The sequence below is a fragment of the Variovorax sp. RA8 genome, from assembly GCF_901827175.1.
Lineage (GTDB): Bacteria > Pseudomonadota > Gammaproteobacteria > Burkholderiales > Burkholderiaceae_C > Variovorax.
The window spans coordinates 645,067-659,608 of record NZ_LR594662.1 but is presented as its reverse complement, the minus strand read 5'-3'; the positions used below and the strand labels follow the sequence as shown (position 1 = coordinate 659,608).

Here is a 14,542-nt window from a genome sequence, read left to right as displayed (position 1 = left end):
TCGTCAGAGGAGACGCGCGAACACGCTGGGGAACACGCGCACCGAGATGCCCAGGCTGCGCCGCACGGCCACGTCCTCCAGCCGCGCCCATTCGGTGGACGAGACCAGCGGCTGGCCTGTCTCCGGCAGTGTGCCGGCATTGCTTTCTTCCAGGGACCGGGCCCACTCTTCAAAAGTGCGCTTTTGATGGCTGGCGGACATCAAGGGGAATCTCCATCGACAAACAAGATGGGCGAAGCGTACCGGCCACCCTCCGAAACGGCAGTGAATAAATTCACCGAAGAAAACAAAACACTAAGCGCTACGGCACGCTCTCGCATGCGCTTAGAACCTTAGAGTTCCTTTTATTGGTTGATGAGGTTGAGGATGTTGCCGTCGGGGTCCTTGAACCACGCGACTTTCATCTCGCCCATGACGTGAATGTCGTCTTCGAGCCGCGTGTCAGGCATGTCGTAGTGCTCGAAGCGCACGCCCTTGGCCTTCAGCGCACTGACCAGCGCCTCGATCTCGCCGCCGACGGCCCAGGTGACCGCGGTCGCCTTGTTGGTGCCGGCGTACTGCGAGCGGTAGACGTTGAGCGTCGAGACACCGCTCTGGAAGACGATCAAGTCGTCGCCCTCGGCCTCGACCGGCGTCAGGCCCAATATCTCCTCGTAGAACTGCTTCGCCCGGTCCAGATCCTTGACCGCGAGGTTCGCGACCGCTTCCTTGTTTCCCAGCATGGCCTTGCTCCTTCAGAGAGGGTTGACGTCGAAACCAGTCGGAACACCGTCGCACAGCACCAGCCCGAAATCAATCGGCGGAGGCGACAAGCGGGGCCGACACCGCAAAACGCGCCGAACCGTGAACTTTTCAGCGGCGAGAATTAATCCCATCGTTTTACATTCTTAAGTACTCATTTGAAGCTTTTGAGCGAGGAGCAAGAACATGGATGTGAGAAAGATCGGGTTGCTGGTGGAACAACCCTTCGATGGTTCCTATTACTGGGTGATCCACGAGGACGTGCGCCACGACGGCCGCTTCGAGGCGCTGCAGCGCGCCGAGCGCCCCTTCGCCACCTACGCCGCTGCGCTCGCGCAGGGCTATGGTGTGCTGCAGCGCCTCTGCGGCCTGACCGGCCTGCCGGCCTACGCGGCACGCTCGGTGTCGATCTGACGCGGATCAGCCCCGCGAAGGCGACAGCGGCACCGGACGCAGCGGCGCGTCGGTGCTCGGCGCCGGCAGCGCGGGCGGTGCGACCGGTGTGCTCTGCACCGCCTCGGGCACGAGGAAGCGGTCGATCAGGGCGAAGAAGCGATCGTAGAAGCGCTCGTCGGTCAGCGTCTCGCTGGCCACCTTGACCAGCGCATCATCGCTCGATGAAAAAGGCAGGGACAGCGACCCGAGCGCGCCGACGCCCACGCTGGCCGAGTTGTTGACCTTCTTGAGGCTGTAGCGGTCCTGCAGCGCGCTGGCAAAGGCGATGGTGCTCACGCCGCCGCTGTCGCGCGCGCAGACCACGCGCAGTTCGACCTCCACATGGACCTCGCTGGCAGGCTGGAAGCTCTTGCGTCCCGCCACCAGGTCGGCGTTGGCCGCCGTCACCAGATAGCCCTGGCTCAGCAGCGCGCGCCGCGCAGCCTCGCAGGTCTGGGCCTGGGGCGCGCGAAAGCTGCGCGTATGGGTGGTGGTCGAATCGAATTCCTCGGGGTCGTAGGAGACCTGCCGAGGGGAAGTGATGCCGCAGCCCGCCAGAAGGAGCGTGAACAGCAGCGCGAGGGCTGCGTGCGGGAGGGGAGGACGCATGAGAAGGAAGCCAGTGTCGGGGATGCGGAATGCTACCGGCTGCGGCCGCCGCTGCGGCCGGCTTCGGCCACGATTGGAGGCGGCCGCGCCCCCGGTGTTCCCGGCCTCGATCTCCAATGCGCATCGCGCTCACAGCGCTCACGGATACAGGCCGCGCTCCTGCCGCGCCATCAGGATGCGCTCGCAGGCCACCGCGAAGGTCGCGGTGCGCAACGTGATCCGGTGCCTGTCGGCGGTGTCCCAGATCTGGTTGAGCGCGTTCATCATGATGCGGTCCAGCCGCTGGTTGATCTCGTCCTCGTCCCAGAAGAAGGACGAGAAGTCCTGCACCCACTCGAAGTAGCTGACCGTCACGCCGCCGGCGTTGCAGATCACGTCAGGCACCACCAGCACGCCGCGCTCGGCCAGGATGTCGTCGGCCGCGGGCACGGTCGGACCGTTGGCGCCTTCGAGCACGAGCCTGGCCTGTGTTTTCTGCGCGCGCTCTGCGGTCACCTGGCCCTCGAGGGCCGCGGGAATGAGGATGTCGCAAGCCACGTCCCAGAAGGATTCGTTGGCGATCACGTCGCCGCCCTTGAAGCCCACCACCCCTTCGGCGCGCGCCAGCGGCAGCAGCGTCTTGAGGTCGAGCCCGTTGGCGTTGACGATGGTGCCGGTGTGGTCCTGCACCGCGACGATCTTCGCGCCGGCCTCGGCGAACAGCTCCGCCGCCACCGAGCCGACGTTGCCGAAGCCCTGCACCGCGATGCGCGCGCCGCGCAGGTCCAGGCCCAGGCGGCGCGCCGCCTCGCGCCCGGTGACGAACACGCCGCGGCCGGTCGCCTTCACCCGGCCCAGCGAGCCGCCCAGGTGCAGCGGCTTGCCCGTGACGACGCCGGTGGCGGTGCCGCCGACGTTCATCGAGTAGGTGTCCATCATCCAGGCCATCACCTGGGCATTGGTGTTGACGTCGGGCGCGGGAATGTCCTGCTGCGGGCCGATGATGATGCCGATCTCGCTGGTGTAGCGGCGCGTCACCCGCTCGAGTTCCTTGTGCGTGAGCTTCTTCGGGTCGACGCGGATGCCGCCCTTGGCGCCGCCGTAGGGCAGGTTCACCGCGGCGGTCTTGACCGTCATCCAGGCCGACAGGGCCATCACCTCTTCCAGCGTCACATCGGGGTGGAAGCGCACGCCGCCCTTGCCCGGGCCGCGCGACATGTTGTGCTGCACGCGGTAGCCCTCGAAGTGGGCGATGCTGCCGTCGTCCATCTCGATCGGCACGTCGACGATCAGCGCGCGCTTGGGACGCTTGAGCGTCTCGGCCCAGCGGGACAGCTCGCCCAGGTAGGGCACCACGCGATCGACCTGCGAGAGGTAGGTGCCCCAGGGGCTGTTGGGGGTCGGTTGGACGTAGGACAGATCGGCGCTCATGGCACTCCAGGCATTGTTGCGAAGCCGCGCACGATAGTCGTGCCCGCGGCCCCGCGCCACGGTCTATGCGCGATGCGTTGCGCCTTATGCGCTTGCGGCAAGCAGGGCCGCGTTGCCGCCGGCGGCGGTGGTGTTGATGGTGAGCGTTTGCTCGGCGCAGAAGCGCGGCAGGTAGTGGGGCCCGCCGGCCTTCGGGCCGGTGCCGCTGAGCCCTTCGCCGCCGAAGGGCTGCACGCCGACCACCGCGCCGATGATGTTGCGGTTGACGTACACGTTGCCCACATGGGCGTGCGCGGCCAGCACCTGGGCGCGGCTGTCGATGCGCGTCTGGATGCCCAGCGTGAGACCGAAGCCCAGCGCGTTGATGCGGTCGATCACCGCCTGCGGCTCGCCCGACCAGCGCACCACGTGCAGCACGGGGCCGAAGATCTCGCAGTGCACGCGCTCGATCGAAGGCAGCTCGTAGGCATGCGGCGCGATCAGATGGGGGATGGTGCCCGCAGGGGCGCCGCCGGCCACCAGCGCGCGGGCTTCCGAATCCAGCCGCGTCAGGTGCCGCCGGATGCCTTCGAAGGCCTCGCGGTCGATCACCGGGCCGACGTCGGTCGAGAGCAGGGCGGGGTCGCCGACCACCAGCTCGGCTGCCGCCCCCTGGAGCATGCGGATCACCTCGTCGGCGATGCTCTCGTGCAGGATCAGCAGGCGCAGCGCCGAGCAGCGCTGCCCGGCCGAGCGGAAGGCGCTCTGGACCACGGCATCGACCACCTGCTCGGGCAGCGCGCTGGAATCGACCAGCATCGCGTTGATGCCGCCAGTCTCGGCGATCAGCGGCACGATCGGCCCGTCCTTGCCGGCCAGCGCGCGGTGGATGGCCTTCGCGACCTGTGTCGAGCCGGTGAACACCACGCCCGCGACGCCCGGCGCCGCCACCAGCGCGGCACCGACGGTCTCGCCGGGGCCGTGCAGCAACTGCAGCGCATCGGCGGGCACGCCGGCCGCGTGCAGCAGGCGGATGGCTTCCGAGGCAACGGCGGGGGTTTGCTCGGCCGGCTTGGCCAGCACCGTGTTGCCGGTCGCGAGCGCGGCCGCCACCTGGCCCAGGAAGATCGCGAGCGGGAAGTTCCAGGGGCTGATGCAGACCCAGGGGCCGCGTCCGGTCAGGCGCAGTTCGTTGCTCTCGCCGGTGGGGCCGGGCAGCGTCACCGGCTGCATCACGCGCTCGGCCTCGTCGGCGTAGTAGCGCAGGAAGTCGATGGCCTCGCGCACCTCGGCCACCGCGTCGCCCCAGGTCTTGAAGGCTTCCTTGACCAGCAGCGCGCAGAAGCGCGGCAGCTGGGCCTGCAGCGTGTCGGCCGCGCGGCGCAGGACGGCGGTGCGCTGCGCGACCGGCGCCTTGCGCCAGGCGGGGTAGCTGGCCGTCGATTTCGCCACGGCCAGGGCCGCCTGCGCGGGATCGAATTCGGCGACCGCGGGCACGACGCAATCGGCATAGGCTGCCAGCAAGGGCGCGCGCATTGAGGCATCGGCCAGGTCCAGGCCACGGCTGTTGCGCCGCGCCGGCGGCGGGCCGTAGAGGTCGGCGGGCAGCGGCAACGCGGCACGGCTGTCCAGCCACAGGGGCAATACCAGCAGCTCGTCCAGGCCGACGCTCTCGTCGCCCAGCTGGTTGACGAAGGAGGAATTGGCGCCGTTCTCCAGCAGCCGGCGCACCAGGTAGGCCAGCAGGTCCTTGTGGCGGCCGACCGGTGCGTAGATGCGCACCGGCGCGCTGGTGCGCTTCATCACCTCGCGGTAGATGCCCTCGCCCATCCCATGCAGCCGCTGCAGCTCGAAGGGCGTGCTCCCCGCCATCTGGAGGATGGCCGCGATGGTGCCCGCGTTGTGGGTCGCGAACTGCGGATAGACCGCGTCGGGCGCGGCCAGCAGCGCGCGGGCGCAGGCGAGGTAGCTGATGTCGCTGTGGTGCTTGTGCGTGAACACCGGGTAGTGCGGCAGGCCCAGCTCCTGGGCGCGCTTGATCTCCGCATCCCAGTAGGCGCCCTTCACCAGCCGGCACATCAGGCGCAGCTTGTAGCGGCGCGCAAGGGCGACAAGATGCTCGACCAGCTCCAGCGCGCGCGTCTGGTAGGCCTGTATCGCGAGGCCGAAGCCGCGCCACTGCGGTCGTTCCGCCGCCACCCGCGCGGCCAGCGCCTCGAAGACCTCCAGCGAGAGCTCGAGCCGGTCGACCTCCTCCGCGTCGATGGTGAGGTTGAGGCGCGCGTCTGCGGCCAGCTCGCACAGCTGCCACACGCGCGGCACCAGCTCGCGCAGCACGCGCTCGCGCTGTGCGTCCTCGTAGCGCGGATGAAGGGCGCTGAGCTTGATGGAGATGCCGTCGTTGTGCTCGGGCGCGCCCTCGCGGTCGGCGCGGGCGGCGATCGAGCGGATGGCGTTGGCGTAGCTCTCGAGGTAGCGCCGCGCATCGGCGTCGGTGCGCGCGCCTTCGCCCAGCATGTCGTAGCTGAAGCGCAGGGCCTGGTGCTTCTGGTGCGCCGAGCGCGCCTCGCCCATCGCCTCTTCGATGGTCTGGCCCAGCACGAACTGGCGGCCCAGCAGCTGCACCGCGCGCAAGGTGGCGGCCACGACGGTGCGGGCGCCGACGCGGGCCACCAAGCCGGGCTCGGCGCCGGTCTCGCCGGGCGTCGGCAGGAACTTCTTCGACAGCGCGATGGCGGAGCCGGACAGGCGCGCCAGCGTGGAGTCGGCGGCGCCCTCGAAGTCGGCGCGGCCCAATTGGTCGGCGGTCAGCGCGATGGCGGTCTCGGCATCGGGCACGCGCAGCAGCGCCTCGGCCAGGCGCATCAGCGCGAGGCCCTCGGCGCTGGAGATCGGGTACTCGCGCAGCAGGCTTTCCATGGCCCAGAAATGCGGCGGATGCTCGCGCACGGCCCTCACCCAGGGCGCCGCCGCAGAGGCGGCCGAGGGCCAGTCGAGCGTGCCTTTCAATGAAGCCAGGCGGTGGGAAACGATCTCGGCTTCGGGCCGGTAGGGGGTGGGCAGGCGCATGGCGAAGACTCCGGTGGGCGGTTCGCCGATGGTCCGCCTTTCGCTGCCGAGTTAATCACTAAAAATCCGCCCTTGACTGGATAATTCGCCAAGCATGAACGCCGAATCCATCAACCTCGACCGCATCGACCTCAAACTCCTGAAGATTCTTCAGCAGGACGGCCGGATCTCCAACCTCAAGCTGGCGGAGGCGGTGTCGCTCTCGCCCACCGCCGTGCTGGCACGCGTGCAGCGGCTCACGCGCGAAGGCTTCATCCAGGGCTACGAGGCGCGGCTGGACCCGCACAAGCTGGGCCGCGGCTTCACGGTGTTCGTCGAGGTGCTGCTGGACCGCACCACGGCCAATGTCTTCGATCAGTTCAAGGCCGCGGTGCATGTGCGCGACGAGATCATGGAATGCCACATGGTGGCGGGCGGCTTCGACTACCTGCTCAAGACCCGCATGGCCGACATGGCGGCCTACCGCGAGTTCGCCGGCACGGTGCTGTGGCAGCTGCCGGGCGTGCGCGAGACACGCACGTATGCGGTGATGGAGGAGGTCAAGAGCAGCGCGCGCATTCCGCTGGGCGCTTGAACGCGCTCAGCGCGCGCCAAAGATCGCGGTGCCGATGCGCACCAGGGTGCTGCCGGCGGCGATTGCCGCCTCGAGATCCGCAGACATCCCCAGCGACAGCGTGTCGACCTCGAGGCCCGCGCCGCGCATCTCCTCGAAGACGGCCGCAGCGCGCAGGAACGGGGCACGTTGCGCTTCGAAGTCCGGCGCCGGCTCGGGGATCGCCATCAGCCCGCGCAGGCGCAAACGTGGCAAGGCCGCAACAGCACGCGCCAAGGCCAGCGCGTCTTGCGGCACGACGCCGGACTTGTTGGCGCCGGCATCCACATTGACCTGCAGGCAGACCTGCAGCGGCGGCAGCTCGGCCGGCCGCTGCTCGGCCAGTCGCTCGGCAATCTTGAGCCGGTCGATGCTGTGCACCCAATCGAAATGCGCCGCCACCGGCCGCGTCTTGTTGCTCTGCAGAGGGCCGATGCAATGCCATTCGAGCTCGGTACGCAGGTCGGACAAGGCCTCGATCTTCGCCACGCCCTCTTGCACGTAGTTCTCGCCGAAGGCAATCTGGCCGGCGGTGCGAGCCTCGCGCACCGCCTCGGCCGGGAAGGTCTTGGACACCGCAAGCAAGCGCACGCTCGCCGGATCGCGGCCGGCCGCCGTGCATGCGGTCACGATCCGGGCCCGAACTTGCTGGAGCTTGTCACCAATCATCGTCATAATCGTCAAAACGTATCAAAACGTCACCGAGGAGCTTCGTGGACATCACCCAACTGCTGGCCTTCAGCGTGAAGAACAAGGCCTCGGACCTGCATCTATCGTCCGGGCTGCCACCCATGATCCGCGTGCACGGCGACGTGCGGCGCATCAACGTCGACGCGCTCGACCACAAGGCCGTGCACGCCATGGTGTACGACATCATGAGCGACACGCACCGCAAGCACTACGAAGAATTCCTCGAGGTCGACTTCTCGTTCGAGATCGACGGCCTCGCGCGCTTCCGCGTGAACGCCTTCAACCAGGCCCGCGGCGCGGCGGCGGTGTTCCGGACCATTCCCTCGAAGATCCTCACGCTGGAGCAGCTCAACGCGCCCAAGATTTTCGGCGACCTCGCGCTCAAGCCTCGTGGCCTGGTGCTGGTGACCGGCCCGACGGGTTCGGGCAAGTCCACCACGCTGGCCGCGATGATCAACTACCTCAACGAGACCGAATACGGCCACATCCTGACGGTGGAGGACCCGATCGAGTTCGTGCACGAGTCGAAGAAGTGCCTGATCAACCAGCGCGAGGTCGGGCCGATGACGCTCTCCTTCGCCAACGCCCTGCGCTCGGCGCTGCGAGAGGATCCCGACGCGATCCTGGTCGGCGAAATGCGCGACCTGGAGACCATCCGCCTGGCGATGACCGCGGCCGAGACGGGCCACCTGGTGTTCGGCACCCTGCACACCTCCTCGGCCGCCAAGACGATCGACCGGATCATCGACGTGTTCCCGGGCGAGGAGAAGGAAATGATCCGCGCCATGCTCTCGGAGTCGCTGCAGGCCGTGGTCTCGCAGACCCTGTGCAAGACCAAGGACGGCCAGGGCCGGGTGGCGGCGCACGAGATCATGCTGGGCACCTCGGCCATCCGCAACCTGATCCGCGAGGGCAAGGTGGCGCAGATGTATTCCTCGATCCAGACCGGCAGCGGCCAGGGCATGCAGACGCTGGACCAGTGCCTGACGGACCTCGTGCGGCGCAATGTCATTTCCGCGGCAGAAGCCCGCGGCAAGGCAAAGATCCCCGAGAATTTCCCCGGCTGAATATGGCTCACCCCCAGGTTGGCTCACTTCGTGTAGCCGCCCACCCCCTACCGGGGGCAACACCAGCGGCCCGGCAAAGCCGGTTCCGCGATGTTCCCGGAATGGGGATAACCTTGAATGCCGTGCTCGTCCAGCGACGCCGGCCAAATTGACCTAGGAGTCGTCAGATGGAACGCGATCAAGCCAGCCAGTTCATCAACGAACTGCTCAAGCTCATGGTGAGCCGCAACGGCAGCGACCTGTTCATCACCGCCGACTTCCCGCCCGCGATCAAGATCGACGGCAAGGTCACCAAGGTGTCGCAGCAGGCATTGGGCGCGCAGCACACGCTGGCGCTCACGCGCTCGATCATGAACGACCGCCAGACGGCCGAGTTCGAGCGCACCAAGGAGTGCAACTTCGCGATCTCGCCCACCGGCATCGGCCGCTTCCGCGTCAATGCCTTCGTGCAGCAGGGCAAGGTCGGCATGGTGCTGCGGACCATCCCGGCCAAGCTCCCCACCATCGACGGGCTGGGGATGCCGCAGGTGCTGAAGGACGTGACGATGACCAAGCGCGGCCTGTGCATCCTGGTGGGCGCCACGGGCTCGGGCAAGTCGACCACGCTGGCCGCGATGATCGACTGGCGCAACGAGAATTCCTTCGGCCACATCGTGACGGTGGAGGACCCGGTAGAGTTCGTGCACCCGCACAAGAACTGCGTGGTGACGCAGCGCGAGGTGGGCATCGACACCGACAGCTGGGAGGCCGCGCTCAAGAACACGCTGCGCCAGGCGCCCGACGTGATCCTGATGGGCGAGATCCGCGACCGAGAGACCATGGAGCATGCGGTGGCCTTCGCCGAGACCGGCCACCTGTGCATGGCCACCCTGCACGCCAACAGCGCCAACCAGGCACTGGACCGGATCATCAACTTCTTCCCCGAGGAGCGCCGCTCCCAGCTGCTGATGGACCTGTCGCTCAACCTGCGCTCGCTGATCTCGCAGCGCCTGATCCCGACCGAGGACGGCCGCGGCCGCATCGCCGCGGTGGAGATCCTGCTGAACACGCCGCTGATCACCGACCTGATCTTCAAGGGCGAGGTGGGCGAGATCAAGGAGATCATGAAGAAGAGCCGCAACCTCGGCATGCAGACCTTCGACCAGGCGCTGTTCGACCTGTTCGAGACCAACATGATTTCCTTCGAGGACGCGCTGCGCAACGCCGACTCGGCCAATGACCTGCGGCTGCAGATCAAGCTCAACAGCCAGCGCGCGCGCACGACCGACCTGTCCGCCGGCACCGAGCACTTCGCGATCGTCTGAGCACACGGGGGCGGCAAGGGCGATAAGCTCGCCTCATGAGCAGCCTCAACCCCAAAACCTACGACCCCATTCCGGCGCACAAGACCGCCTTCCTCGGCCTCGGCGTGATGGGCTACCCCATGGCCGGGCACCTCGCCTTGGCCGGCCACAGCGTCGCGGTCTACAACCGCACCGCCGCCAAGTCAGCCGCCTGGCAGGAGGAGTTCGGCTCCCAGGCCAAGGGCACCCTGCGCCATGCACCCACCCCGCGCGAAGCCGCAACCGGCGCCGACATCGTGTTCTGCTGCGTCGGCAACGACGACGACCTGCGCTCGGTGGTGCTGGGCGAGGATGGCGCCCTCGCCGGCATGGCCAAGGGCGCCGTCTTCGTCGACCACACCACCGCCTCGGCCGACGTGGCGCGCGAGCTGTCGAAGGCCGCGCTGGAGCGCGGCGTGCAGTTCATCGACGCCCCCGTCTCCGGCGGCCAGGCCGGCGCGCAGAACGGCGCGCTGACGGTGATGTGCGGCGGCGACGCGACGGCCTTCGAGCGCGTGAAGCCGGTGATCGCCGCCTTCGCGCGCGCCGTTACGCGACTCGGCGAGAGCGGCGCGGGCCAGCTCGCGAAGATGGTCAACCAGATCGCGATTGCCGGCCTGGTGCAGGGCCTGTCGGAAGCCATTGCCTTCGGCCAGCGCGCCGGGCTCGACATGAACGAGGTGCTGGCCGTGATCGGCAAGGGCGCCGCGCAGAGCTGGCAGATGGACAACCGCGGCAAGACCATGGTCGAAGGCAAGTTCGACTTCGGCTTCGCCGTCGACTGGATGCGCAAGGACCTCGGCCTGGTGCTCGACGAGGCCAAGCGCAACGGCGCACGGCTGCCGGTGACCGCGCTGGTGGACCAGTTCTATGCCGACGTGCAGCAGGCCGGCGGGCGGCGCTGGGATACGTCGAGCCTGATCACCCGATTGAAATAGCTCTCCCCCAGGTTGGCTCACTCCGTGTAGCCGCCCACCCCCTCACCGGGGGCAACACCAGCGGCCCGGCAAAGCCGGTTCCGCGGTGTTCCTGGAATTTCCTATCGGACGGGGGTGGCGATGGCACCGCCGGAGGGCTGCGAAGGCCCGGCCGGCGGCAGCGGCTCCATGGGTGGCAGCGGCACGTTGGAGCGCGAGCCGCCCGGCGCGGCACCGGTGCCGCCCTGCTGCGGCTGGCCGGCCAGCTCTGCCTCGCTGACGATCTCGACCACGCGCACCACCTTCTGCACGCCGGAGACGCCGCGCGCGATGTCGGTGGCGCGATCGGTCTCGCGCCGCGTGGCCAGGCCCATCAGGTAGACCGTGCCACGCTCCACCACGACCTTGAAGGAGTTGGCGAAGACGTCCTTGGCGTCGAGCAGGGAAGCCTTGATCTTGCCGGCGATCAGGGTGTCGCTGGAGCGCTCCTGAAAGGTGCTCGGCGCGCCGATCGTGAGCTCGTTGACCACCGAGCGCACGTTGTCGACGCGGCGCACCACGTCCTCGACGCGGCGGCGGTCGGCCTCGTTGCCCACCGCGCCGGTCAGCAGGACCTGGCGGTTGTAGCTGGTGACGCTGACGTACATCTGGTCGTTCGCGATCTCGCGCACCCGCGCGCTCGCGCGCAGCTCGATGCCCTGGTCGTCGAGCTGCGCGCCCGAGCTGCGGCGGTCGGTCGCCACCATGCCCGCGCCGACCACGGCCGCGCCACCGACCACCAGCGGCACACAGGCGGAAAGGCTGGCAGCCAGCGCAGCGCCCGCGGTCAAGGCCAACGCGAGGCGCTGGAGGGATGTCGTCGTCATATGGAAACTTCCTGTTCTCCGAGTAACTGGGCATCCACGCCGTCGCACAGGCAGTGCAGCACGAGCAGGTGGACTTCGTGGATGCGCGCCGCGCGCTCGTGCGGCACGCAGATCTGGACATCGGTTTCGCGCAAGGCGCGCCCGACGGCGCCCCCGGGATTGCTGCTGCCGCCGCCGCCGCCCGCGGCGTTGCCCAGCAGGGCCACCACGGTCATGTCGCGCGCATGCGCCGCCTCGAGCGCGGCCAGCACGGCGGCGGACTGGCCGCTGGCGCTGAGGGCCAGCAGCACGTCACCGCCCTGCCCGAGTGCGCGCACATGGCGCGCGAAGCGGTCCGGGTCGCCCACCTCGGGCGTGTCCGCGGCCGGGTCGATGGCGTCGAACGGCAGCGCGATGGCACCGAGCCCAGGGCGATCGCGTTCGAAGCGGCCGACGAACTGCGCGGCGAACTGCGCCGCCAGCAGGCCCGAAACTCCCGCGCCGCACGCCAGGATCTTGCCGCCGCTGGTCATGCAGGCGAGCAGCGCCTGCATGGCCTGGGAGATCGGTTTGCTGAGAAGCGGGCCGGCCTGGTACTTGAGGTCTGCGCTGTCGATGAAGTGCTGCTGGATCCGTTGCTCGAGCATGGGGCGGGATGATAACTGCGGGCCGCGCAACAAAAGGTTATTGCCCCGCTTGAGTGCGGCGGGCGGCCAGGGTTCCCCGCCCTGGAAGAATATCAATCGGCATCGAAGGCGGCGCGGATCCATTCGATGCGCCCCTCCACCAGCACCACGTCGAAGCGGCAGGGCGGCAGCGTGCGCAGGCGGCTCAGGTAGTGCCGCGCCGCGAAGACGATGCGCCGCCGCTTCACGCCGGTGATGCTGGAGGCCGCGCCGCCATGGCTCGCACCGGCGCGATGGCGCACCTCGACGAAGACCAGCGTGCCGTCGCGCGGATCGCGCATGATCAGGTCGATCTCTCCGCCACCGCGGCCCGGGGTTCGATAATTGCGCGCGACCAGCACCAGGCCGGCCGACTGCAGATGCGCGAGCGCGGCCGCCTCGGCCGCATCCCCGCGCTGCTTGGTGGTGGCCTCGGCCACCTTCTTGTTCTGGAGAAACACGTTTGAGCTCCCTCGCCCCCGCCTCCTTCGGCGCAGCCCTGCCGGCCGCGCGCGATGCCGCGGGCGCGCAGCATTATCCCGAAGGCGCGCTGTACGTGGTCGCCACCCCGATCGGCAACCTGGCGGACATCACGCTGCGCGCCCTCCACGTGCTGCAGCTGGTCGATGCCGTGGCCTGCGAGGACACGCGCCACACGCAGGGCCTGCTGCGCGCCTACGGCATCGAGCGGCCCGCGTCCCACCTGCTGGCGCTGCACCAGCACAACGAGGCCGCGGCGGCGCAGGCCGTGATCGCGCGCCTCATGGCCGGCGAGCGCATCGCCTATGTCAGCGATGCCGGCACGCCCGGCGTCAGCGACCCCGGCGCGCGCCTGGCCACTGCGGTGCGCGCTGCAGGCCTGCGCGTGCTGCCGCTGCCGGGCGCGAGCAGCGTGACCACGCTGGTGTCCGCCGCAGGGCTGGTCGCGGACGGCGACGCCGGGAGTGCCTTCGTCTTCGCCGGCTTCCTGCCCGCCAAGCCCGGCGAGCGCGATGCCGCCGTGCAGGCGCTCGCCGCCGAGCCGCGCAGCGTGGTGCTGCTGGAGGCGCCGCATCGCATCGAGGCCCTGGCGCGTTCCCTGGTCGTGCTGGGCGACCGGCGCGTGACGGTGGGGCGCGAGCTCACCAAGCAGTTCGAGGAGATCGCCACGCTGCCCGCCGCCGAACTGCCTGCCTGGCTCGCGGCCAGCCGCGACCGTACGCGCGGCGAGTTCGCGCTGGCGCTGCATCCTGCGCCGGCGGCGGGGGACGACGACGCCGAAGCCCGGCGCGTCCTGCAGCTGCTGCTGGCCGAGCTGCCGCTCAAGAGCGCGGTGCGTCTCGCGGCCGAGATCAGCGGCGCGCCGCGCAATGCGCTCTACGAGCTGGCGCTGCGCCTGCGCGAATCGCCCGGCGACTGAAAGCGGGCATCCGGGTGCCTGCCTTCAGCGGCCCCGAGGTCGATCAGCCGTCGAGCTCGGGGTAGTGCCTGAAGATGCCTTCCTCGTTGAACGGAATGCGCCGCGGGCTCTGCAGGTACTCGTGCACGCGCTGCCGGCGCGCGATGTTGGCATGCAGCTTGACCACGGCAGGGGTGCGGGCCAGCGCACGTGCCGTCGCCTTCGGGAAGGCATAGCGCAGTCCCGCCACCAGCTGGAACAGCGAGAGGTCGGCATAGGTCAGGCTGTCGCCCACGAGGTGCAGGTCGCCCGCCGGGTTGCGCTGCAGCACGCGCTCGAACCAGTCCAGGAACTTCGGGATGCGCTCCTCGCGGAAGCACTTGGCGCGCGCCTGCGCCGCCTCGCGCTGCTCCTCGTAGTAGGCGCCGCTGGAGATCGGGTGGTGCGTGTCGTGGGCCTCCGCCACCACATCGGCGATGGTGAGCTGCAACTGGTGCGTCCAGAGCGCATCGCGCTCGCCGACGCCTGCCAGGCCCAGGCGCGGGCCCAGGTACAGCAGGATCGCCGCGGTCTGGCCGACCACGATGTCGCCGTCGACCAAAAAGGGCGGCGCGAAGGAAGCGCGCGGATTGCCCGGATCGCTCAGCCGCCGCCCCAGCGCCGCCTCGCCCCCGCCCCGGCCCGCCGGCTCGCGCGCCACGTCGACATAGTCGGCACCGGCCGCCTCGAGTGCGAGCCGCACGAATTCGCCGCGGCCCTGGATGGTGGGCCAGTAGTGGAGCTGGTAGGTCACGCCGAGTCCTTTCGCGCGCATGCTATCGCG

16 protein-coding genes are annotated in these 14,542 nt (G+C 69.1%); 6 read left to right on the top strand and 10 right to left on the bottom strand.

The window, feature by feature from the left end; genetic code table 11:
- Positions 1–3 precede the first annotated feature (3 nt).
- Together E5P3_RS03150 and E5P3_RS03145 are read right to left on the bottom strand one after the other, a co-directional pair.
- Positions 4–201 (bottom strand): hypothetical protein, encoded by a 198-nt coding sequence (locus E5P3_RS03150; protein WP_162584643.1) that lies wholly within the window; start codon positions 199–201, stop codon positions 4–6.
- A gap of 143 nt (positions 202–344) precedes the next feature.
- Positions 345–722 (bottom strand): VOC family protein, encoded by a 378-nt coding sequence (locus E5P3_RS03145; protein WP_162584642.1) that lies wholly within the window; start codon positions 720–722, stop codon positions 345–347.
- Between the two features lie 205 nt (positions 723–927).
- Between E5P3_RS03145 and E5P3_RS03140 the strand changes: the two genes are divergently transcribed.
- On the top strand, positions 928–1,155 hold the full coding sequence (locus E5P3_RS03140) for a hypothetical protein (RefSeq protein ID WP_162584641.1): 228 nt from the start codon (positions 928–930) through the stop codon (positions 1,153–1,155).
- Between the two features lie 6 nt (positions 1,156–1,161).
- Here E5P3_RS03140 and E5P3_RS03135 read toward each other — a convergent pair whose 3' ends face one another.
- The 3 genes from E5P3_RS03135 to E5P3_RS03125 all read right to left on the bottom strand — a co-directional run bounded on the left by E5P3_RS03135 (position 1,162) and on the right by E5P3_RS03125 (position 6,243).
- Entirely contained in the window at positions 1,162–1,785 is a 624-nt protein-coding gene (locus E5P3_RS03135; protein ID WP_162584640.1) for a DUF2242 domain-containing protein, read from the bottom strand.
- A gap of 138 nt (positions 1,786–1,923) precedes the next feature.
- On the bottom strand, positions 1,924–3,195 hold the full coding sequence (locus tag E5P3_RS03130; protein ID WP_162584639.1) for a Glu/Leu/Phe/Val family dehydrogenase: 1,272 nt from the start codon (positions 3,193–3,195) through the stop codon (positions 1,924–1,926).
- Positions 3,196–3,279: 84 nt separating this feature from the next.
- Positions 3,280–6,243: an L-glutamate gamma-semialdehyde dehydrogenase gene (locus E5P3_RS03125; RefSeq protein ID WP_162584638.1), complete on the bottom strand. Its 2,964-nt coding sequence runs from the start codon at positions 6,241–6,243 to the stop codon at positions 3,280–3,282.
- A gap of 94 nt (positions 6,244–6,337) precedes the next feature.
- Here E5P3_RS03125 and E5P3_RS03120 point away from each other — a divergent pair, with 94 nt between their 5' ends.
- Positions 6,338–6,817, top strand: a complete 480-nt coding sequence (locus E5P3_RS03120) for an Lrp/AsnC ligand binding domain-containing protein (protein WP_162584637.1) — start codon at positions 6,338–6,340, stop codon at positions 6,815–6,817.
- 6 nt (positions 6,818–6,823) lie between these two features.
- On the opposite strand, the gene E5P3_RS03115 is transcribed toward E5P3_RS03120, so the two are convergent.
- Complete coding sequence (locus tag E5P3_RS03115) at positions 6,824–7,510, bottom strand: YggS family pyridoxal phosphate-dependent enzyme (protein ID WP_162584636.1); 687 nt, start codon at positions 7,508–7,510, stop codon at positions 6,824–6,826.
- 38 nt (positions 7,511–7,548) lie between these two features.
- Between E5P3_RS03115 and E5P3_RS03110 the strand changes: the two genes are divergently transcribed.
- The 3 genes from E5P3_RS03110 (at position 7,549) to E5P3_RS03100 (ending at position 10,852) form a co-directional block, all read left to right on the top strand.
- The gene (locus tag E5P3_RS03110; protein ID WP_162578250.1) at positions 7,549–8,592 is read left to right on the top strand and encodes a type IV pilus twitching motility protein PilT; all 1,044 of its coding nucleotides are present in this window, start codon (positions 7,549–7,551) and stop codon (positions 8,590–8,592) included.
- Positions 8,593–8,759: 167 nt separating this feature from the next.
- Complete coding sequence (locus tag E5P3_RS03105) at positions 8,760–9,896, top strand: PilT/PilU family type 4a pilus ATPase (protein ID WP_162584635.1); 1,137 nt, start codon at positions 8,760–8,762, stop codon at positions 9,894–9,896.
- A gap of 35 nt (positions 9,897–9,931) precedes the next feature.
- Positions 9,932–10,852 carry an NAD(P)-dependent oxidoreductase gene (locus E5P3_RS03100; protein WP_162584634.1) on the top strand — a complete coding sequence of 307 codons (921 nt, stop codon included), beginning with the start codon at positions 9,932–9,934 and terminating at the stop codon, positions 10,850–10,852.
- Between the two features lie 101 nt (positions 10,853–10,953).
- Here the strand turns inward: E5P3_RS03100 and E5P3_RS03095 are convergent, their stop codons facing one another.
- The 3 genes from E5P3_RS03095 to E5P3_RS03085 all read right to left on the bottom strand — a co-directional run bounded on the left by E5P3_RS03095 (position 10,954) and on the right by E5P3_RS03085 (position 12,781).
- Complete coding sequence (locus E5P3_RS03095; protein ID WP_162584633.1) at positions 10,954–11,697, bottom strand: BON domain-containing protein; 744 nt, start codon at positions 11,695–11,697, stop codon at positions 10,954–10,956.
- Positions 11,694–12,323, bottom strand: a complete 630-nt coding sequence (locus E5P3_RS03090; RefSeq protein ID WP_162584632.1) for an SIS domain-containing protein — start codon at positions 12,321–12,323, stop codon at positions 11,694–11,696. Before E5P3_RS03090 ends, E5P3_RS03095 begins: the two co-directional genes overlap by 4 nt.
- A gap of 92 nt (positions 12,324–12,415) precedes the next feature.
- Positions 12,416–12,781 carry a YraN family protein gene (locus tag E5P3_RS03085; protein ID WP_162589510.1) on the bottom strand — a complete coding sequence of 122 codons (366 nt, stop codon included), beginning with the start codon at positions 12,779–12,781 and terminating at the stop codon, positions 12,416–12,418.
- Positions 12,782–12,804: 23 nt separating this feature from the next.
- On the opposite strand from E5P3_RS03085, the gene rsmI reads away from it, so the two are divergent.
- On the top strand, positions 12,805–13,740 hold the full coding sequence (rsmI, locus tag E5P3_RS03080) for a 16S rRNA (cytidine(1402)-2'-O)-methyltransferase (RefSeq protein WP_162584631.1): 936 nt from the start codon (positions 12,805–12,807) through the stop codon (positions 13,738–13,740).
- A gap of 43 nt (positions 13,741–13,783) precedes the next feature.
- Here rsmI and E5P3_RS03075 read toward each other — a convergent pair whose 3' ends face one another.
- On the bottom strand, positions 13,784–14,512 hold the full coding sequence (locus tag E5P3_RS03075; RefSeq protein WP_162589509.1) for a glutathione S-transferase: 729 nt from the start codon (positions 14,510–14,512) through the stop codon (positions 13,784–13,786).
- Between the last annotated feature and the right edge of the window lie 30 nt (positions 14,513–14,542).